This window comes from Serratia sp. KG1D, assembly GCF_037150675.1.
Taxonomy (GTDB): domain Bacteria; phylum Pseudomonadota; class Gammaproteobacteria; order Enterobacterales; family Enterobacteriaceae; genus Serratia; species Serratia nematodiphila.
The window spans coordinates 2,345,905-2,364,143 of sequence record NZ_JBAGIH010000001.1 but is presented as its reverse complement, the minus strand read 5'-3'; the positions used below and the strand labels follow the sequence as shown (position 1 = coordinate 2,364,143).

The 18,239-nt window shown below is 62.2% G+C and carries 20 protein-coding genes; 10 read left to right on the top strand and 10 right to left on the bottom strand.

Annotation, left to right across the window (positions count from 1 at the left end; translation table 11 throughout):
* The first annotated feature begins 5 nt into the window (after nucleotides 1-5).
* The 3 genes from WFM45_RS11545 to WFM45_RS11535 all read left to right on the top strand — a co-directional run bounded on the left by WFM45_RS11545 (nucleotide 6) and on the right by WFM45_RS11535 (nucleotide 2,229).
* Nucleotides 6-206, top strand: coding sequence for a hypothetical protein (locus WFM45_RS11545; protein WP_015378375.1), 201 nt, complete (start codon nucleotides 6-8; stop codon nucleotides 204-206).
* Nucleotides 207-282: 76 nt separating this feature from the next.
* Entirely contained in the window at nucleotides 283-681 is a 399-nt protein-coding gene (gene gspS, locus WFM45_RS11540; RefSeq protein WP_085336728.1) for a type II secretion system pilot lipoprotein GspS, read from the top strand.
* 114 nt (nucleotides 682-795) lie between these two features.
* Nucleotides 796-2,229, top strand: coding sequence for an EmmdR/YeeO family multidrug/toxin efflux MATE transporter (locus WFM45_RS11535; RefSeq protein WP_004935263.1), 1,434 nt, complete (start codon nucleotides 796-798; stop codon nucleotides 2,227-2,229).
* Between the two features lie 30 nt (nucleotides 2,230-2,259).
* Here the strand turns inward: WFM45_RS11535 and WFM45_RS11530 are convergent, their stop codons facing one another.
* The 4 genes from WFM45_RS11530 to pqqU form a co-directional block, all read right to left on the bottom strand.
* Complete coding sequence (locus WFM45_RS11530) at nucleotides 2,260-2,439, bottom strand: hypothetical protein (RefSeq protein ID WP_004935260.1); 180 nt, start codon at nucleotides 2,437-2,439, stop codon at nucleotides 2,260-2,262.
* A complete protein-coding gene (locus WFM45_RS11525) occupies nucleotides 2,436-2,621 on the bottom strand; it encodes a hypothetical protein (protein WP_071796820.1) in 186 nt (61 codons plus the stop codon). The genes WFM45_RS11530 and WFM45_RS11525 overlap by 4 nt, the downstream gene beginning before the upstream one ends.
* A 226-nt stretch (nucleotides 2,622-2,847) precedes the next feature.
* Nucleotides 2,848-5,220 (bottom strand): glucose/quinate/shikimate family membrane-bound PQQ-dependent dehydrogenase, encoded by a 2,373-nt coding sequence (locus WFM45_RS11520; protein WP_260952729.1) that lies wholly within the window; start codon nucleotides 5,218-5,220, stop codon nucleotides 2,848-2,850.
* A gap of 147 nt (nucleotides 5,221-5,367) precedes the next feature.
* Nucleotides 5,368-7,506: a TonB-dependent receptor PqqU gene (pqqU, locus tag WFM45_RS11515; protein WP_443005604.1), complete on the bottom strand. Its 2,139-nt coding sequence runs from the start codon at nucleotides 7,504-7,506 to the stop codon at nucleotides 5,368-5,370.
* Nucleotides 7,507-7,811: 305 nt separating this feature from the next.
* On the opposite strand from pqqU, the gene WFM45_RS11510 reads away from it, so the two are divergent.
* Entirely contained in the window at nucleotides 7,812-8,801 is a 990-nt protein-coding gene (locus WFM45_RS11510; protein WP_049278899.1) for an aldo/keto reductase, read from the top strand.
* Here the strand turns inward: WFM45_RS11510 and WFM45_RS11505 are convergent.
* Nucleotides 8,798-9,691 carry a LysR family transcriptional regulator gene (locus tag WFM45_RS11505; protein WP_048325047.1) on the bottom strand — a complete coding sequence of 298 codons (894 nt, stop codon included), beginning with the start codon at nucleotides 9,689-9,691 and terminating at the stop codon, nucleotides 8,798-8,800. The genes WFM45_RS11510 and WFM45_RS11505 overlap by 4 nt on opposite strands.
* Nucleotides 9,692-9,864: 173 nt before the next feature.
* Here WFM45_RS11505 and WFM45_RS11500 point away from each other — a divergent pair, with 173 nt between their 5' ends.
* Complete coding sequence (locus tag WFM45_RS11500; RefSeq protein WP_015378368.1) at nucleotides 9,865-10,260, top strand: (R)-mandelonitrile lyase; 396 nt, start codon at nucleotides 9,865-9,867, stop codon at nucleotides 10,258-10,260.
* 6 nt (nucleotides 10,261-10,266) lie between these two features.
* Here the strand turns inward: WFM45_RS11500 and WFM45_RS11495 are convergent, their stop codons facing one another.
* From WFM45_RS11495 to gabD, 3 genes are all read right to left on the bottom strand, one after another.
* Complete coding sequence (locus WFM45_RS11495; protein WP_025159860.1) at nucleotides 10,267-10,635, bottom strand: glyoxalase/bleomycin resistance/extradiol dioxygenase family protein; 369 nt, start codon at nucleotides 10,633-10,635, stop codon at nucleotides 10,267-10,269.
* A gap of 22 nt (nucleotides 10,636-10,657) precedes the next feature.
* Nucleotides 10,658-11,071: a GyrI-like domain-containing protein gene (locus WFM45_RS11490; protein ID WP_085336725.1), complete on the bottom strand. Its 414-nt coding sequence runs from the start codon at nucleotides 11,069-11,071 to the stop codon at nucleotides 10,658-10,660.
* Nucleotides 11,072-11,172: 101 nt separating this feature from the next.
* Nucleotides 11,173-12,648 carry an NADP-dependent succinate-semialdehyde dehydrogenase gene (gene gabD / locus WFM45_RS11485; RefSeq protein WP_015378365.1) on the bottom strand — a complete coding sequence of 492 codons (1,476 nt, stop codon included), beginning with the start codon at nucleotides 12,646-12,648 and terminating at the stop codon, nucleotides 11,173-11,175.
* Between the two features lie 210 nt (nucleotides 12,649-12,858).
* Here gabD and WFM45_RS11480 point away from each other — a divergent pair, with 210 nt between their 5' ends.
* Nucleotides 12,859-13,074 (top strand): glycogen synthase, encoded by a 216-nt coding sequence (locus WFM45_RS11480; protein WP_004935234.1) that lies wholly within the window; start codon nucleotides 12,859-12,861, stop codon nucleotides 13,072-13,074.
* 37 nt (nucleotides 13,075-13,111) lie between these two features.
* On the opposite strand, the gene WFM45_RS11475 is transcribed toward WFM45_RS11480, so the two are convergent.
* Nucleotides 13,112-14,026 (bottom strand): pyridoxamine 5'-phosphate oxidase family protein, encoded by a 915-nt coding sequence (locus tag WFM45_RS11475; RefSeq protein ID WP_336955622.1) that lies wholly within the window; start codon nucleotides 14,024-14,026, stop codon nucleotides 13,112-13,114.
* Between the two features lie 4 nt (nucleotides 14,027-14,030).
* Nucleotides 14,031-14,648 (bottom strand): glutathione S-transferase family protein, encoded by a 618-nt coding sequence (locus WFM45_RS11470; protein ID WP_033632679.1) that lies wholly within the window; start codon nucleotides 14,646-14,648, stop codon nucleotides 14,031-14,033.
* A 98-nt stretch (nucleotides 14,649-14,746) separates the two neighbouring features.
* Here WFM45_RS11470 and WFM45_RS11465 point away from each other — a divergent pair, with 98 nt between their 5' ends.
* The 4 genes from WFM45_RS11465 to WFM45_RS11450 all read left to right on the top strand — a co-directional run bounded on the left by WFM45_RS11465 (nucleotide 14,747) and on the right by WFM45_RS11450 (nucleotide 18,222).
* Complete coding sequence (locus WFM45_RS11465; RefSeq protein WP_033632680.1) at nucleotides 14,747-15,658, top strand: LysR family transcriptional regulator; 912 nt, start codon at nucleotides 14,747-14,749, stop codon at nucleotides 15,656-15,658.
* A 147-nt stretch (nucleotides 15,659-15,805) separates the two neighbouring features.
* Nucleotides 15,806-16,603, top strand: coding sequence for an alpha/beta hydrolase (locus tag WFM45_RS11460; protein ID WP_048324116.1), 798 nt, complete (start codon nucleotides 15,806-15,808; stop codon nucleotides 16,601-16,603).
* A 1-nt stretch (nucleotide 16,604) separates the two neighbouring features.
* Nucleotides 16,605-16,976, top strand: a complete 372-nt coding sequence (locus tag WFM45_RS11455) for a RidA family protein (protein ID WP_082996646.1) — start codon at nucleotides 16,605-16,607, stop codon at nucleotides 16,974-16,976.
* Between the two features lie 58 nt (nucleotides 16,977-17,034).
* Nucleotides 17,035-18,222: an amino acid aminotransferase gene (locus tag WFM45_RS11450; RefSeq protein ID WP_274850301.1), complete on the top strand. Its 1,188-nt coding sequence runs from the start codon at nucleotides 17,035-17,037 to the stop codon at nucleotides 18,220-18,222.
* The last annotated feature ends 17 nt before the right edge of the window (nucleotides 18,223-18,239 follow it).

The window sequence follows — 18,239 nt, the reverse complement described above, 5'->3', positions numbered from 1 at the left end:
CCGCTATGAAAACGCGCAAACCGCGCCGCCCGCCCGGGCGGTGGATCTATTACATCCTGCATGAAGACATGCTGTGGCCTTGCCCGGTCAAATGGGAGTGGGAGAGCGGCTATAACGCCTGGTTGCCGTTTTACTATTCCCCCACGCTGGAATTCGTCGCCGGCAACCCCGCCCGCGCCACCAAGGTCAGCAGCGGCCGGCGCTAAGCGTGCTGCCCGCCTTGCCGCCCGGCATCCGCTCACCTAAGATCATTGCATCACCCACAGGTTTCCGGGAGCGTCCATGTCTACTCTGTTTCGCACGTCTCTTTGCGGCGTAGCGGCGTTGTTGCTGCTTGCGGGTTGTCAGCAGACGGCGCATCAACCGGCGCCGCCGCTGCAGGCGCAATTGGATCACATCGCTTTGATGTTGGCCGGCGGGCATTTCCTGCGCGTGGACTGCGGGCGCAGCGAGATACCGGACGACGTGAAGCTGCAGCGCACCGCAATGCGTGCGGCGCAGCACCGCGGCTGGGACACGCAGGCGGCAGGGTATCGGCAGTTGCCGGCGCTCACCCAGGCGCGTTACCTGACTCTGCAACAGGATAGTCAACTGCTGACGGACAAATGCGCCACGCTCAGCCGCAGCACCGCGCGCTTTATCGCGGCGGCGCAGGCCGATCAGGAAGACTACATGGAGTAGCGCTGCGGTGTGCCTGTCGGGCGTTCGCCACGGGCGCCCAAAAATTCTTTGCAGGATAACGATTTATCGCTCATCATTTGAAATGATGTTTCACTTTTATCCATCGAGCCCACCTTGAACCTGTATGCCGCACTGCGTCAGCGCGTGGAAAATACGCCCTGGTACGCCAAACGGAAAAGCTACCGCGTGCTGTTCTGGCGCGAAATCACGCCGCTGGCGGTGCCGATTTTTCTGGAGAACGCCTGCGTTCTGTTGATGGGGGTGCTGAGCACCTTTCTGGTGAGTTGGCTCGGCAAAGAGGCGATGGCCGGGGTGGGGCTGGCGGACAGCTTCAACATGGTGATCATCGCCTTTTTCGCCGCGGTGGATCTCGGCACCACCGTGGTGGTGGCCTTTAGCCTCGGCAAGCGCGATCGCCGGCGGGCGCGGGCGGCGGCGCGTCAGTCGCTGGTGCTGATGACCGGCGTGGCGCTGCTGTTGGCGGCGGGCATTCACCTGGCGGGCGAACCGATCATTGATGTGATCGCCGGCGCGGCCTCGCCTGAGGTGAAAGCGCTGGCGCTCTCTTACCTGCAAACCACGGTGTGGAGCTACCCGGCGGCGGCGATTGCGCTGATCGGCAGCGGCGCCCTGCGCGGCGCAGGCAACACCAAGATCCCGCTGCTTATCAATGGCGGCATGAATATCCTCAATATCATCATCAGCAGCATCCTGATTTACGGCATGCTGGGCTGGCACGGGCTGGGGTTCGTCGGCGCCGGGCTGGGGCTGACGATTTCCCGCTATATCGGCGCCATCGCCATCCTCTATGTGCTGGCGATCGGCTTTAATCCGGCGCTGCACATCACGCTGAAAAGCTATTTCACGCCGCTGAAGATGAGCATCCTGTGGGAAGTGCTGGGGATCGGCATTCCCGCCAGCGTCGAGTCGGTGCTGTTCAACGGCGGCAAACTGTTGACGCAGATGTTCGTCGCCGGCATGGGCACCAACGTGATCGCCGGTAACTTCATCGCCTTCTCCATCGCTTCGTTGATCAACTTGCCGGGCAACGCGCTGGGCTCGGCTTCGACCATCATCGTCGGCCGGCGGCTCGGCAAAGGCGAGATCGGTCAGGCGGAACGGCAGCTGCGCCATATTTTCTGGCTGTCGACCCTTGGGCTGACCGCTATCGCCTGGGGCACGGCGCCGTTGGCCGGGGTGTTCGCTGCGTTTTATACCTCGCAGGATGACGTGAAAACGGTGGTGAAAACCCTGATTTGGCTCAACGCCGCTTTTATGCCGATCTGGGCCGCTTCCTGGGTGTTGCCCGCCGGACTGAAAGGCGCGCGCGACGCCCGCTTCGCCATGTGGGTGACGATGCTTGGCATGTGGGGCTGCCGCGTGGTGGCGGGCTACGCGCTGGGTATCGAACTGGGCATGGGCGTGGTGGGCGTCTGGTTGGGGATGTTCCTCGATTGGGCGGTGCGCGGCGCCTTGTTCTACTGGCGCATGGTCAGCGGGCGCTGGCTGTGGAAATATCCGCGGGCCAAACGCCGGGAGGCCGGGTAACGCCGGCCGCGGGGCACCGGCGAGATGGCCTCAGTATAAAAGCGTCATCGCGCTGAAGAACAGCAGCGTCAACGCGATGATGATGACGTTTTGCGTGGCTTTGCGCACCAGCTTGCTGGCGCTCAGGCGGCTGTCGATGACGTAGAGCAGCGGCACCATCAGCAGCACATAGGCGAACATCAACATGGCGGTAAAGGGCTGCAGATTCATTCATGTTCCTCCTGTGCGCCATCATGGCCGACCAGATGCACCAGCACCGCCTTCGGCTGATGCGGCAAACCAATAAAGGGCGGCGTGGCTGGGGAGTCCGCCGTGAACGGCAGACCGGCACGCCGCGTCTTCACCGCCGCTTGCAGGATCTTCTTTCGATGCTTCCGAGTATGGTCGACCATGCGCCTCCGAATAGGGCCGCCCGAAGGCGGCCGATCGTTGTATTGCCCATTAAGCTGGAGAGGATCGCGGCCGCTGCCGGGGCCGCAGAGGTATAATATTGAGAATAATAACCATTATCAATAATGCGAGTGAAAAAATTAAGGGTATTGCGAGGGGACAGCCGGCGAGGCGGGAAAAGAAAAAGCACGCCTTGCGGCGTGCTTTGCGGGGTACTAACGGCGGTGGTTACTTCTGATCGGGCAGGGCGTAAGCGACCACGTAGTCGCCCAGCTTGGTGCCGAAGGAACCGTGGCCGCCGGCGTAGATCAGCACGTACTGCTTGCCGTTGACCTCATAGGTCATCGGCGTCGCCTGGCCGCCGGCCGGCAAGCGCGCTTCCCACAGTTTTTCACCGTTGGTCACGCTGAAGGCGCGCAGGTAGTTGTCTGCGGTGGCGCCGATGAAGAACACGTTACCGGCGGTGGTCACCGGGCCGCCCAGCATTGGCATGCCCATTTTGAACGGCAGCGGCAGCGGTGAGCTGTCGCGCACGGTGCCGATGCGTTTTTTCCACACGATGTCGTTGGTTTTCAGATCCACGGCGGAAATGTAACCCCAGGCCGGCTGTTTGCACGGCAGGCCGAACGGCGACAGGAACGGGTTCAGGGTGACGCCGAACGGCACGCCATACTGCGGCTGTACGCCGGACTCGGTGCCGCTGCCGCCTTTGTCGCCTTCCGGCGGCTCAATCGGGTTGCCCGGGCCGCGCGGGATCAGTTTGGAGACGAACGGCAGCGCGATCGGGTTGGCGATGGCGATTTCGCGGTCGGTATCGACGGCCAGGCCGCCCCATTCGAACATGCCCAGGTTACCCGGGAACACCAGCGTGCCCTGCTCGGAAGGTGGGGTGAAGGTGCCTTCATAACGCAGGCTGTGGAACATCACGCGGCAGACCAGCTGATCATAGATGGTCGCGCCCCACATGTCGGCGCCGGTCAGTTTCTTCTCAGGACGGAAGGTCAACTCGGAGAACGGCTGGGTCGGCGACAGGCGATCGCCTTTGGCCGGGCCCTGCGGTACCGGTTTCTCCGGCGCCGGCACCACCAGTTCGCCGTTGGTGCGGTTCAGCACGAAGATGTTGCCGGTTTTGGTCGGCACGTAGATGACCGGCACTTTTTTACCGCTCTTGTCGGTAATGTCCGCCAGGGTTGGCTGCGCCGGCACGTCCATATCCCACAGGTCATGGTGGACCGTCTGATAGAACCAGGCCAGTTTGCCGGTGGAGGCGTTCAGCGCCAGCAGGCCGCTGGCGTAGCGTTCCATTTCCGGGGTGCGATCGCCGCCCCAGATGTCCGGAGTGGAAACGCCCATCGGCAGGTAAACGATATCCAGCTTGGCGTCATAGGCGGCAGGCGCCCAGGAGTTCGGCGAGTTCGGCACGAAGTGGTGCTCGTCCGCCGGGATGGCGTTCGGATCCTTCGCGCCCGGATCGAAGGCCCACAGCAGCTTGCCGCTGTTGATGTCGAAGCCGCGGATCACGCCGGAAGGCTCGCGGTTGGAGTAGTTGTCGGTCACGGCGCCGGCGACGACGATCACTTTATCGGTGATCACCGGCGGTGAGGTCGGCTCGTAGTGGCCCGGCGTCGCATACGGCATATTGCTCTGCAGGTTCAGCTCACCGTTGTTGGCGAAGTCCGGGCAGGGTTTGCCGGTTTCGGCGTCCAGCGCAAACAGGCGGCCGTCGTTGACCGGCAGAATGATGCGGCGTGCGCACATCGCCGGAGCGGCGTCGCCGGCGGCGCCTGCGGCTGCGGCGGTTTCGTGATAAGACACGCCGCGACAGGTGATGTGCTGGAAGGTTGGGTTGTATTTCAGCTGCGGATCAAACTTCCATTTTTCTTTACCGGTGGCGGCATCCAGCGCAAACAGCTTCTGGTGCGGCGTACACATGTAAAGGGTATCGCGGATTTTGATCGGCGTGACTTCGTTGGTGATCTCACCCGGATCGTTGGCGGTCTTCAGATCGCCGGTCTGGAAACGCCAGGCTTCTTGCAGCTGGCCAACGTTTTTGTCGTTGATCTGGCTCAGCGGCGAGTAACGGGTGCCTTCCTGGGTGCGGCCATAGGCCGGCCAGTCGGCGCCGGTGGCGTCTTTCGGCTGTACCTGCGCGGCGTCGAGGGTGCCGTTGATCTCTTGCGGATCGTTGAACACGGCATAGGCCAGCGCAATGACGGTGATGACCAGCGCCGCGCTCAGCGCGCCGTAGGCGAATTTGCCGTTGGCCACCAGCTTGCGGTAGATAAACGGCAGCACCAGCCACAGGCCGAAGAAGAAGGTGACGTCCAGGCGCGGCGTCAGCGCCCAGAAGTCCGGGCCCACTTCCCACAGGGCCCAAATGGTGGTGCCCAACAGGAATGCCGCGTACAGCAGCAGCGCGGTGGCGCGGCGGCGGAACAGCAGCCAGGAGGTCGCCAGCAGCACCAGCCCGGCGATGATGTAATACAGCGAACCGCCCAACTTGGCCAGCCAGATGCCGCCGCCGAGCAGATAAAGCCCGCTCAGCGCGGCAAACAGCGCCGTTATGACGATAAGCGGCGATAGTGACGCTTTATTTTGCATAGCAATACCCTTACCAAAAATGAAAGTCCCCGATTTAGAGATTAAGCCAAATCGGAAAAAACACGCGGTTTCTCCCTACTATTTCAGCGAGAAGCCGCTAGGGTGACGTAAAACCCATCCCGTTTTTTAACCTTAAGGTGCTTTGCCTTATTCAAAGCGATAAGACAAGGTGGCGCCGCCACCCCAGTTGCGCCCCGGCGCCGGCTCGAAGTAGCGGCCGTTGCCTTCGTTGACGATCACCGAACCGACGTATCGGCGATCGAAAACATTGTCCACCCGGCTGAACACGTCCAGCGCCCAGCGGTTCCAGGTAAAGCGATAACCGGCGTTTACGCCGGCCACGGTGTAAGCGGGAGCCTGCGCGCTGTTGGCGTCATTGGCCTGAATGTCGCTCATGTAGCGCAGCTCCGCGCCGGCGTGCCAGCCTTCCGGCGGGGCATAGGCCAGCGAGGCGTAGCCCATGTTGCGGGCGATGCCCGGCAGGCGATTGCCGGCGGGGGTACAAACGGCTTTGCCGCACATCTCGCTGCGGTAGGTGGCGTCCAGCAGCGTCCAGGCCATATGCAGGCGCCAGTCCAGCGCAAACTCTTGATCCAGCGCCAACTCCAGGCCGCGCCGCCGGGTTTTGCCGGCGTTGGCGTAGCTGGTGCGTCCGCCGCTGCTTTCCGCCACCACCAGCTCGTTGTCGGTATCGGTCTGGAACAGGGCGGCGCTCACCAGGCCGTTGCCGAGGCGCAGTTTGCTGCCCAGTTCGACGGTGTCGCTGGTGGATGGCTGCAGGCCAATATTGAGACCCGTCTGGCCGTCGGGGCGGTAGGAGAGTTCGTTGATGGTCGGGGTTTCAAAGCCGCGGCCGGCGGAGAGATAAACGTTCCACGCCGGGTTGATTTTATAGTTGAGCGAGCCCATCGGCAGCCACTGGTGGTAACGTTTGCTGCCGCTGTCGTCGCCGTTGCGCGGCGTGATGTAATAGTCGGTCGAGTCGAAGCTGACCGTGCTGTAGCGCAGGCCGGCGTCCAGCGTCCAGTGCGGCGTCAGTTGCCAGGAGGTTTGCAGGTAAGGATCCAGGTTCCAGATGCGGTTCTTCTCGTTGCGCCGCTGGTCGCCTTTCTCGCCGTAGTCCACTGTGCCGTCTCGCAGAATAAAGTTTTCGAACCCCTGCCGGCGTTCGGTCATGGTTTCATAATCCAGACCACCGATCAGTGTTACCGGTAACGAGGCGAGAGTATCCTCATGCTTCCAGCGAGTGTCAATGCCCTGATATTTTCTTTCCAGCACGATCACCCCGCCGGCGTGGGTGGGGTTGAGCTGCGGCCCGCGTGGAATGGATTGGTACTGCGTGGTGTGGCGCTCGCCGTGGTAGGCGATCAGCGTCAGTTCGTCGCGCTCGCTCATCTGGCGCTGATAGCGCAGGCCGGCCTGGGTCTGATCGAGCGACTTGCGGGTGTTGAATTGATCCGCGCGCGGCGCCTGGCGCGGGTTTTCCTTCCATTCCGCTTCGGTCAGGCCGCCCGGATCGCCGGCGTCAATCGAGACGCTGTTGAACATCAGCGTCAGGGTGCTGACGTCGTCCAGCCGCACGCCGAGCTTGCCGTTGCCGAGGTTTTTGCGCGCGGCGCTGTGATCGCGGTAGCCTTGGGTGGTAAAGCGGGTGCCCGAGATGGCGTAGTTGACGTCGCCGGCCTGGGTGCCGTCGCCGGTGGCGCCGGTCGCTTTCACCCCGTAGCGCCAGGTGTTGTCGCTGCCGAAATAGCCGCCGGCCTCCAGCGTCGGCGGCTGGGTGCCGGTAATCGTATCAACATTGATCACCCCGCCCGAGGCGTTGCCGTACAGCGCGGAATAGGGGCCGCGCAGCACCTCGATGCGTTCGACGGAATTGATGTCGATATTGGAGGTTTGCCCCTGGCCGTCGGGCATGGTGGCGGGAATGCCGTCGACGTACATGCGCACCCCGCGCACGCCGAACATCGAGCGGCTGCCGAACCCGCGTATCGACAGCTGCAGATCCTGCGCATAGTTTTGCCGGTTTTGAAGCTGCAGGCCCGGCACGCTGCCGAGGTTTTCCGACAGGTTAATCTGCGGGGCGGCGTTGCGCAGGTCTTGCCCGTCGATCACGCTGACGGACACCGGCGATCCCAGTTCGGTCAATCCGGTGGGTTGTGCCATCACCACCAGGGTGTCGCTTTTTTCTTCATTATTTTCTGCCGCCAGCGCCTGGCTGGCAAACATGGGTTGTAGCAATAGCATTGCAGCCGGGGTAAGCACGGCGCTTTTCTTATTGGTCATGGAATAAATCTGCCACTGGTATTGAAAGGGAATCGCAGGTCGATTCAGAGTTAGCCATCTGTCGCTCCATCTACATGACGCTAAACGAAAAGGGTAAGGCATCCTGACATCAGTATAGAGTATCTCGGGCAGGAACGTTCCCGCAAAAACGCTGGTCCCAGCAACGGTTAACGGATTCATGAGCCTGGTTCATAAGCTCAAGCGTATTTTGCCCCATAGTCATGGCGGCAGCCGCCTTTTACAGTCACCACACCGGAGCGGCGCCGCGTCAGGCGGAGCCGGTATCATTCAGTGGGAGAGTGAAGATGCAAACACGCAAGTTAGGGCGCGAAGGGCTGGAAGTCTCGGCGTTGGGTCTGGGCTGTATGGGGCTGAGTTTTGGCTACGGCCCGGCCACCGACAAACGGCAGGCGATCGATCTGATCCGCGCCGCGGTTGACGAGGGCGTGACGTTCTTCGATACCGCCGAGATTTATGGTCCGTTCACCAACGAGGAATTGTTGGGCGAAGCGCTGGCGCCGGTGCGCGATCGGGTCGTCATCGCCACCAAGTTCGGTTTCGATCTGCCGCAGCCGGCGGGGCAACAGGTGTTGAACAGCCGTCCGGAGCATATTCGCCGGGCGGTGGAAGGTTCGTTGAAGCGCCTGCGGGTAGAGACGATCGATTTGCTGTATCAACATCGCGTCGATCCCGAAGTGCCTATCGAGGAGGTGGCCGGTACGGTGCAGCAACTGATTCGCGAAGGGAAAGTGAAGTACTTCGGCTTGTCGGAAGCCGGAGCGCAAACCATCCGGCGAGCCCATGCGGTGCAGCCGATTACGGCGCTGCAAAGCGAATATTCGCTATGGTGGCGCGAGCCGGAGCGTGAAATCTTGCCGACGCTGGCGGAACTGGGCATCGGTCTGGTGCCGTTCAGCCCGCTCGGCAAGGGCTTTCTCACCGGCGCCATCACCGAAGACACCGCCTTTGACAGCGGCGATTTTCGCAACCTGGTGCCGCGCTTCAGCGCCGAAGCGCGCCGGGCCAATCAGGCGCTGGTGAGCGTGCTGGGGCAGATAGCGCAGCGCAAGGACGTGACGTCGGCGCAGATCGCCTTGGCCTGGCTGTTGGCGCAACAGCCGTGGATCGTGCCAATCCCGGGAACCACCAAGCGTCATCGGCTGCAAGAGAACCTCGCGGCGGCGTCGGTGGTGTTGGCGGCGGACGAACTGGGCGAGATTGAGCGCGTGCTCTCCGCTATCGACGTGATCGGCGATCGTTACCCGGCGCATCTGCAGAAAAACGTCGGGCGTTAAGCCCCGCGCCGCAACGCCTCAATCAGCAGCGCAAAGGCGGTGGTGTGTTGCCTGCGGCTTGGATAATAGAGGTAATAACCGGGAAACGGCGGGCACCAGTCGTCCAGCGCCATCTGCAACCGCCCGTCGGCCAACGGCTCGGCGACGCTGTCTTCCGGCACAAAGGCGATACCGAGGCCGAGCTGCGCAGCGTCGATCCGCTGGCGCAGGCTGTTGAAGGTCAGTTGCCCCTCCACACGTACTTTGATCTCCCGGCCATCGCGGGCAAATTCCCAGGCGTACAGCCCGCCGAGGGTGGGCAAACGCATGTTGATGCAACGGTGGTTTTGTAATGCCTGCGGCGTGGCGGGGAGGCCGTGACGGGCGAAATAGGCCGGGGAGGCGACGGCCACCATGCGCATGTCCGGCCCGATGCGCACCGCGATCATGTCCTTCGCCACCTGTTCCCCCAGCCGGATGCCGGCGTCGAAACGCCCGGCGACGATGTCGGCCAGACTATTGTCGACGGTGATTTCCACGTTGATGTCCGGGTAATCGATGAGGAAAGTGCGCAGCACCGGCCACAGCACCGCATCCACCGCGTGTTCGCCGGCGGTAATGCGGATGTTGCCGGCCGGGCGATCGCGCATTTCACCCAGCGCGTTCAGCGCGTTTTCTATCTCCGCAAAGCGCGGACCGATACTGTTGAGCAGCCGCTCACCGGCCTCTGTAGGGGCGACACTGCGGGTGGTGCGCGTGAGCAAGCGCAGCGCCAGGCGCTCTTCCAGCCCGCGTATAGCGTGGCTGAGCGCTGATTGGGAAACGCCAAGCTGCGCCGCCGCTTTGGTGAAGCTGCGTTCTCTGGCCACCATCAGGAAAGCGATCAGGTCGTTAACGTTTTCTTTCAACATATCGGCACCGAAGAGCAAGGTTAGGGCGCGGCCGCGCGTAGATTTATGAATTCAGCTCATAGCTCCTTGCGCATTTTACCCGCTAGTCGGCGGAAAAGCATGGCGCTATCTTGGCATCACTCACTTATGACTATCAGCGCCGGTTGTGAGAGCCGGCGCGGAGGATAAAACAGATGAAAATACAACGCAGCGGTTCGATCCCATCACAGCGCGGTTCGGCGGATTATTTTACCGGGCAGGTGCGCATCGACGCGCCGTTCGCCGGCGAAGCGCCGGCCAGAGTGGGCGGCGCAACCGTCACCTTTGAGCCCGGCGCCCGCACGGCCTGGCATACGCATCCGCTCGGCCAGACGCTGATCGTCACTCAGGGGCGCGGTTGGATCCAGATGTGGGGCGAGGCCACGCAGGAAATGCACCCCGGCGATATCGTCTGGATCCCGGCTGGCGTCAAACACTGGCACGGTGCGACGCCGGACTCCGCCATGACTCATATCGCCATCGCCGAAGCGCTGGACGGCACTCCGGTGACCTGGCTGGAGCCGGTCAGCGAGGCGGAGTACCGGCAATAACGGCGCTCAGGACCTGCGGTTCTGTTCGCAGAACCGCAGGCGGTTGCCGAACGGATCGGTGAGGTTCAGTTCCTTGCCCCAATCGACAATCTCCAGGCCCGGCCGTGCATAGCGGTAGTTTTTGGCCGTGAGCTCCCGGTGCAGCGCATCGATGTCCTGCATCGGAATGAAAATGGCGGCGCCGGGCGTGCTGTCGCCGTAGTGTTCGCTCAGGTGCAGCGTCAGCCCGGCGCGGGCAATCTGCATGTACAGCGGCAGGTCTTCGCTGAAACGGTGCTCCCATTCCAGCGTGAAACCGAGAAAATCCAGGTAAAACTCTTTGGCCTTGTCGACCGAAAAGATACGCAGGATCGGAATGGCGGGCGAGAAGGCGATCATCGTTGACCTCATTGTCGCGTTAGCGGCAGCCGATGTGGATATCGACCGCGTCGGGGCCGGTATAGGCTTCGAAGTCGGTCAGGAAGCGGCGTTCGATCTCAGGGTGTTGTTCGAAGTAGGCCCAGATGCGCTGCCAGCTTGCGATGACCGCCGCCGGCATCGCGCCACGGGCGGAGAAGACCAGATAGCGGCCGGGTTGGATGTGCAAACCGCTCTGTGCCTCACTGCCGGCGGTGACGTCAAACGGCCCGCTGGCGTCGGAAGCGTAATTGGAATAGACCCCGTATACCGGCAGGGCGGGCGAGGTAGCGAAAAAATCCGACCACAGCGCGGGAATCTTTGCCGTTTCGGCTTGGGTTTCGTTCTGGTTGGTGGTTCTGACCGTTTGGCCGGCGACGTAAAAGCCGGGCAGGTGCACCGAGGTAGGCTGCATAGGGGAAATTCCTTTTAACCGCTTGAAAGAGATGCCTAAAGGTAGCAAAGGCTTGCCGGCTCCGCCAGGTATGGCCCCCGCAGGTGCGGGGGCCGAACGCATCAGGCATCCACGCCGCCAAGGCACAGGTATTTGATTTCGAGATAGTCCTCGATGCCGTATTTTGATCCTTCGCGGCCCAAACCGGAGTGTTTCATGCCGCCGAACGGCGCCACCTCGGTGGAAATCAACCCTTCGTTGATGCCGACAATGCCGTACTCCAGCGCTTCGGCCACGCGCATCACTCGGCCTATGTCGCGGCTGTAGAAGTAAGCGGCCAGGCCGAACGGCGTGTCGTTGGCCAGTTCGACGGCGTCGGCCTCCTGGCTGAAGCGGATCAGGGGCGCCACCGGGCCGAACGTCTCCTCGCGGAAGATTTTCGCCGTGCGCGGCACATCGGTCAGGATAGTCGGGGTGAAGAAATTGCCGCCCAGCGCGTCAGGCTTGCCGCCCAGCAGCACCGAGGCGCCGTGCTCGACGGCGTCGGCGATATGCTCGCGCACTTTTTCCACCGCGTCCGGGTTAATCAACGGGCCGATGGTGACGCCGTCATCCAGGCCGTTGCCGACTTTCAGCTTGGCGACGGCGGCTTTCAGTTTGGCTGCGAAGGCATCGTATACGCCGTCCTGCACCAGAAAACGGTTGGTGCAGACGCAGGTCTGGCCGGCGTTGCGGTATTTCGAGGCGACAGCGCCGGCCACGGCGGCGTCCAGATCGGCGTCGTCAAACACGATAAACGGCGCGTTGCCGCCCAGCTCCATGCTGGTTTTCTTGATGGTGGGCGCACACTGGGCCAGCAGCTGCGCACCGACTTCGGTGCTGCCGGTGAAGGAGAGTTTGCGCACGTCCGGGTTGGCGGTGAGTTCGCCGCCGATGCCTTTGCTGGGGCCTGTTATCACGTTGCATACCCCGGCGGGCAGCCCGGCGCGCTCCGCCAGCACGGCGATCGCCAGCGCCGAGAACGGGGTCTGGCTGGCGGGGCGGATCACCCCGGTGCAGCCTGCGGCCCAGCCGGGGCCGGCTTTGCGGGTGATCATCGCCGCCGGGAAGTTCCACGGGGTGATGGCGGCGAACACGCCGATCGGCTCTTTTTGCACGATGATGCGGCGACCGGCCTGGGGCTGTGGAATTGTGTCGCCATACACCCGCTTGCCTTCCTCGGCGAACCATTCGATAAAGGAGGCGGCATAGGCGATTTCACCGCGGCTTTCGGCCAGCGGTTTACCCTGTTCCGCCGTCATGATGCGCGCCAGATCTTCCTGATTTTCCATCATCAACTCAAACAGCCGCCGCAGCTTGCCGGCGCGCTCTTTGGCGGTCAATGCGCGCCAGGCGGGCAGCGCTTTTTTGGCGGCGGCGATGGCGCGTGCGGTTTCTTCGGCGCCGAAGGCCGGTACGTGGCCGATCCGTTCGCCGTTGGCGGGATTATGAATGGCGATCGAACGGCCTTCCTGGGCCGGCAACCATTGCCCGTCGATGTAGTTGGCCTCGCGGAACAGCGTGGGATCCTTGAGGGTAGCGCAGATACTGGTGCTCATGAGTCTCTTCCTTTGCTGAGTTCAACAGAGTGGTCTATCCCATACGGCTCCCTTTACCCTAGCAAATTTTGCCGCCGCCGTTTGCCCACGCGGCAACAAGATGGTGGTTTTCTTTATGCGCACCTTCTGTACAAAAAATATCCTTCACCGGGCCGATACTGAAAGAGCAGGCATATGACCCTTTTCGATGTAATTAAAAGGAGTGTGCGAATGATGAAATCAGTGGACAGACATCTCGCGGCCTACGGCAGCGAAATGGATTTTTTGGCGTCGAGCATCGCCCTGATGGAATGGCAAGGGCGGCAGATTGACGCCGGGCAGGTGGCCGGCAATATGTCGGAGCAGCAAAGCCGCCTGTTCTTTGCGCGGTTGAATTATTTTCGTCAGCTTTATCAGGCCGCATCGGCGGCCGAACACAGCCTGTAATTTCCGATCCAGCCCCGCCGCAGCGGGGCTTTTCATTTCAGCGCTGCCACACCCCGGTCGCCAGCGTCGCCGGCGAATACTCCAGATTACGCCCCCGCCACGGCAACGCCGCCGTAAAACGCCAGGCGCGGCGAACGTCAAACCGCCAATAGCGCTCTGCGCCTTCAACGCCGGGATGCCCCTGCGCTTGCCAGAGGATCTGCGTTTCCCCCTGCAGATGCAGCACGTCACCGCGTTCAAAATCGATGAACAGCAGCGCCGCCCGCGGTTCGGCCAGCAGATTGCCCAACGTGTTCATGTAGCGGTTACCGCGAAAGTCCGGCATCCACAGCGTGTCACCTTCCAGGTGGATAAAGCCGGGGCGGCCGCCGCGATGGGAAATATCCACGCCGCCCTGCGCCAGCGCCAGATGCGCGCAGCTGGCGACGAAGCAGGTGTCCGCGGCGCGGATCAGCGCCTGCGCCGCCGCATCGAGCGAGGCTAAATGCTCAACCGGCTGCGGCCGGCTGTCCACCGGGTAGAGTTCGCGGCGTTGAATGTACTGCGGGCAGTTGCCGAAGCTTTGCTGAACGACGATCTCCACCCGGTTTTTGTCGGTGCGGCCGACGGTGCCGTTGGCGCGGTTGCGCCGCCGGTTGCTGAAATCCAGCCCGAGCGCGCCGACCGGTTTGCCGGGCAGCAACAGCGCCTGGGCGGGATCGTCGCTGCGACGCGGTGCGCTGATACGCAGGTGCGTGTCGTCCGGCGTGCGTAAAAATCCGGGCGGGCCGGTGAACAGGGTGGCGATCGGCCAGCCTTGTTCATCCAGCGTAGCGACGAACAGGTAGGGCAGCGCGGCGAAAAACGCGCGGTGCTGATCCGGCATCGCAGGGTAGATGCCACCGCCTACGCCGCCAAACCCGGCCAGCGTCTGCGCGCGCAGCTCATCGGGATGGAACAGTTGCGGGATCATGGCGTCAGTTCCCCGCCGGTTCCGGCAGGGCCGGCATGGCAAAGAAGCCGGGCAGTGCAGCGATGCGCGCCGCCCAGCGACGTATCGCAGGGTAAGGCGCCAGCGAAATGCCGCCTTCGGCCGCGACCGCCACGTAGCTGTGGCAGGCCAGATCGGCGATGGTCGGGTGTTCGCTGGCCAGGTAGTCCCGCTCGCTCAGATGCTGTTCCATCTGCGGCAGGAAACGATCGCTGACCGCCCGCGCCGCCTGATAGTCCTCCGGCACCGCGAACTGGGCGATCAATCGGCAAGAGGCCGGGCCGTAGCGAACTTCACCGGCGGCTTTGGAAAGCCAGGCCTGCACCCGCGCCGCCGCGGCCGGCTGTTCCGGCAGCCAGTGGCTGTCCGGCGCATAGCGTTTCACCAGATAGACCAGAATGGCGTTGCTGTCGGCCAGCGTCAGATCGCCGTCCTGCAAGACCGGGATCTGGCCTAACGGGTTGAGCCGGCGAAAGGCTGCGCTCTGCCGCACCTCCGCCGAGGCTTCGACCCATGCATAGGGCTGCGCCAGCATGCGCAGCAACAACGCTACGCGGTGAACGTGGCCGGAAAGCGGGGTGCCGTAGAGTGTGATGGTGGACATGGCGTTTCTCCTCAGTGCTTTTTGTCAGCATACTCTTGCGTTGAACGAACGAAATCCGGCAATGTGGAAATTGATAATTTCACTTTTCGGAAGAATCTATGGATCGGCTAGACGAGTTGGCCATCTTCGTGGCGGTGGTGCAGCAGGGCAGCCTGGCGGCGGCCGGGCGCAAACTGCGGCGTTCGGCGCCGGCGATCACCCGGGCGATCGCCGCACTGGAACAGCGTTTTGGCACCCGATTGGTGGAGCGCACCACCCGGCGGCTGGCGCCTACCGAAGCGGGCGCGCGGCTGTTGGAGCGCGCGCAACAGCTGCTGCAGGATTATCAGGCGGTGGTGCAGGATACCGCCGAAGCACAGCTGAGCGGCTTGCTGCGCGTTACTTCGCCGGTGCAGTTCGGCCGCCGCTACGTGGCGCCGGTGGTGATGGCGTTTCTCGATGACTACCCGCAGATGCAGATCGAAATGGTGTTGAACGATCGCAATCTCGATCTGATTGACGAAGGGTTGGATATCGCGGTGCGCATCGGTCATCTGCAGGACTCTTCCCGCGTGGCGCGGCGGCTGGGGCAGGTCAGCCGGGTGACGGTCGCCAGCCCGGATTACCTGGCGCGCTGCGGCGAGCCGCGATCGCCGGCGCAGCTGGCGGAGCATGCCACCATCGTCGGCACCCAGCGGCCGTCGCTGCGCGAATGGCGCTTCGGCCCGCAGGAAAACGGCGAGCGCGTGCGATTGGCTCCCCGGCTGTTGCTCAACGACGTGGAAGCGCAACTGCTGGCGGTGCGCGCCGGCAAGGGCGTCGCCCGGTTGCTCTCGTATCAGGTGGCGGACGATTTGGCCGCCGGTACGCTGGTGCGGCTGTTGACGGATCATGAGCCGTTGCCGATGCCGGTACAGCTGGTGGCGCAGCAGGCGCAGCACATGCCGCTGAAGGTGCGCGCCTTTTGGGATTATGCATTTGAACGGCTCAGCGCCTTGCCGCAAATTCAGCCGGACGGGCGGGGGAAATAAGCGCAAAAAGTTTCATGGGTTAAACTTTTTCATTATTCATCAGGTTTTATTTTACCGGGCGCGCATTGCTGATGCGCCCGTCTTGACAATAATTTTGCCGGTGCTAATAGTTAATTTACATTTTAAATAATAAACGAAGTTTAATATATGAAACCACTTGCGGGGAGTTATGATAACGGCGCCACGGTGGATAATGAAGCGGCTATTTTGACTTCATTTCAAACTCGCAGCGCGTCTGTTTATAAACAGACGCGCCATGAAAATAATATTGCTTATGGCAACGGCGAACGAGAAACATTGGATTGGCTCTATTCTGCCAAGCAGCATCAGGGGACGTTAATTTTTATTCACGGCGGCTATTGGCAATTCTGCGATAAGGCGGATTTCGCCTTTATCGCCGCCGGGCCGTTGGCGTTGGGTTTTGACGTGGTGCTGGTGGAATATGCGCTGGCGCCCGCGGTGGATCTCGACGAAATATGCCGACAGATCGGGATGGCGCTGGATGCCATTCAGCGCCGCCTGCCGCCGCACTACGCCCATCCGGTTTATCTGTGCGGCCATTCCGCCGGCGGGCATCTGGCGGCGCTCTGGCAGCAGCATGCGTTGGTGGATGCCGTCTTTCCCATCAGCGGCCTGTTCGAGCTGGCGCCGTTGCAACAAAGCTATGTCAATCGGGCGCTGCAGCTGAGCGCGCGGCAAATTGAAACGCTTAGCCCGGCGCGCCGCCTGCCGACGCGCGGCAAACCGCTTACGCTGTATTACGGCGCATTGGAGCTGCCGGAACTGAGAGGTCAGTCGCAACACTATCATGCGGCGCTGCGCCAACGTGGGCTGCCGGCCGATCTGGTCGCGGTGCCCGGCGCCAATCATTTTACCATTCTGGATGCGTTGTTCGCCGCCGACGGCGCGCTGCTTCACCAACTTAACCACCACGGGAACCACTGACATGCGCGAGATCGTAGAGACCGGGCTGCCGGAGATCGGCCAGCCTTTTTCCTGGGCCACCCGGGGCGGCGGCATGCTGTTTACCGCTCACGGCCCGGTGCGGGCGGACGGCAGCATCGAGACCGGCGCGCCGGAGCGACAGATTACGCTGACCTTCGATAACCTGGCGCAGACGCTGGAAGCGGCGGGCAGCCACAGCGATAAGGTGATGCAGGTGATCGTGTATCTCACCGACGTCAACGACGTTAAATTACTCGATGATATTTACCGGAAATACTTTAATTATCCTTATCCCAATCGCTCCACGGTCATTGTCGAAAAATTGGTGGTGCCGGGAATGAAAATAGAAATTACCGTCAGCGCCATCGCCTGATTTAATTTCTTCTTAAGTCAGTCTTCATATTAATTCAATAACGAGTTAAGGATGCGTCATGTTTAAACAGATTGCACCTTCCGCCGCCGATCCTATTATGTCGCTGATGGAAGCCTATTTGCAGGATCACAATCCGAACAAAGTGAATTTAGGCATTGGGCTCTATTACGATCGGCAGGGGAATATTCCGCTGATGCAGGCGGTTGAGGCCGCCGAGCAGCGGTTGCTGGCGCTGCGTCGCCCGCACGGTTATCCGCCGATCGAAGGTTCGCCGCAGTTCGCTCGCCAGGTGCAGACGCTGCTGTTCGGTGAACAACAGGCGGCCGAGATCGCCACGGTGCAGACCGTCGGCGGCTCCGGCGCGTTGAAGCTGGCGGCGGATTTTTTGCGCCACTTTCTGGCGCGCGGTGAAATTTGGGTGTCCGATCCCACCTGGGCCAATCACTGGGCGATTTTCGAAGGCGCCGGGCTGCGGGTGAATACCTATCCCTACTTTGATGAATCGGCGGGCGGCCTGCGTTTCGCCGCCATGCTCGACGCGTTGGACAGCCTGTCGCCCGGCAGCGTAGTCCTGCTGCATCCTTGCTGCCATAACCCGACCGGCACCGATCTGACGGCGGAGCAGTGGCGCGCCACGCTCGCCGTGCTGCAGCGGCGTAACCTGCTGCCGCTGTTCGACATCGCCTATCAGGGCTTCGGCGATGGGCTGGAGGAGGACTGCTTTGCATTGCGCGAAGCGCTGAAAACCGATCTGCCGTTTTTGGTCTGCAACTCGTTTTCCAAAAACGTCGCGCTGTACGGCCAGCGTCTGGGCGCGCTGTCGGTGCGCTGCGCCGATGCGGAAAATGCCGCCAACGTCAAAGGGGCGTTAAAAACGCTGATCCGCCGCAGCTACTCCTGCCCGCCGACGCACGGCAGCCAGATCGTGGAAACCCTGCTCGGCGACGCCGAACTCGGCCGGCTTTGGCGCAATGAGCTGGCGGAAATGCGCTCGCGCATCAAGCAAATGCGTGAACAGCTGGCCGCCGGGCTGGCGCAGGGCGGCTCTTCGCTGGACCACCGGCGCATTCGCGAGCAGCGCGGCATGTTCAGCTATACCGGCCTGAACGAAGCGCAGTTGCAGACCCTGCGGCAGCGCTACGCCATCTATCTGGTCTCGCCCGGCCGCATGTGTCTGCCGGGGCTTAACCCCGGCAACATCGACTATGTGACCGCCGCGATCCTCGACGTCACTCGCACCGCCTAACTCCGCTCGGGAACCCA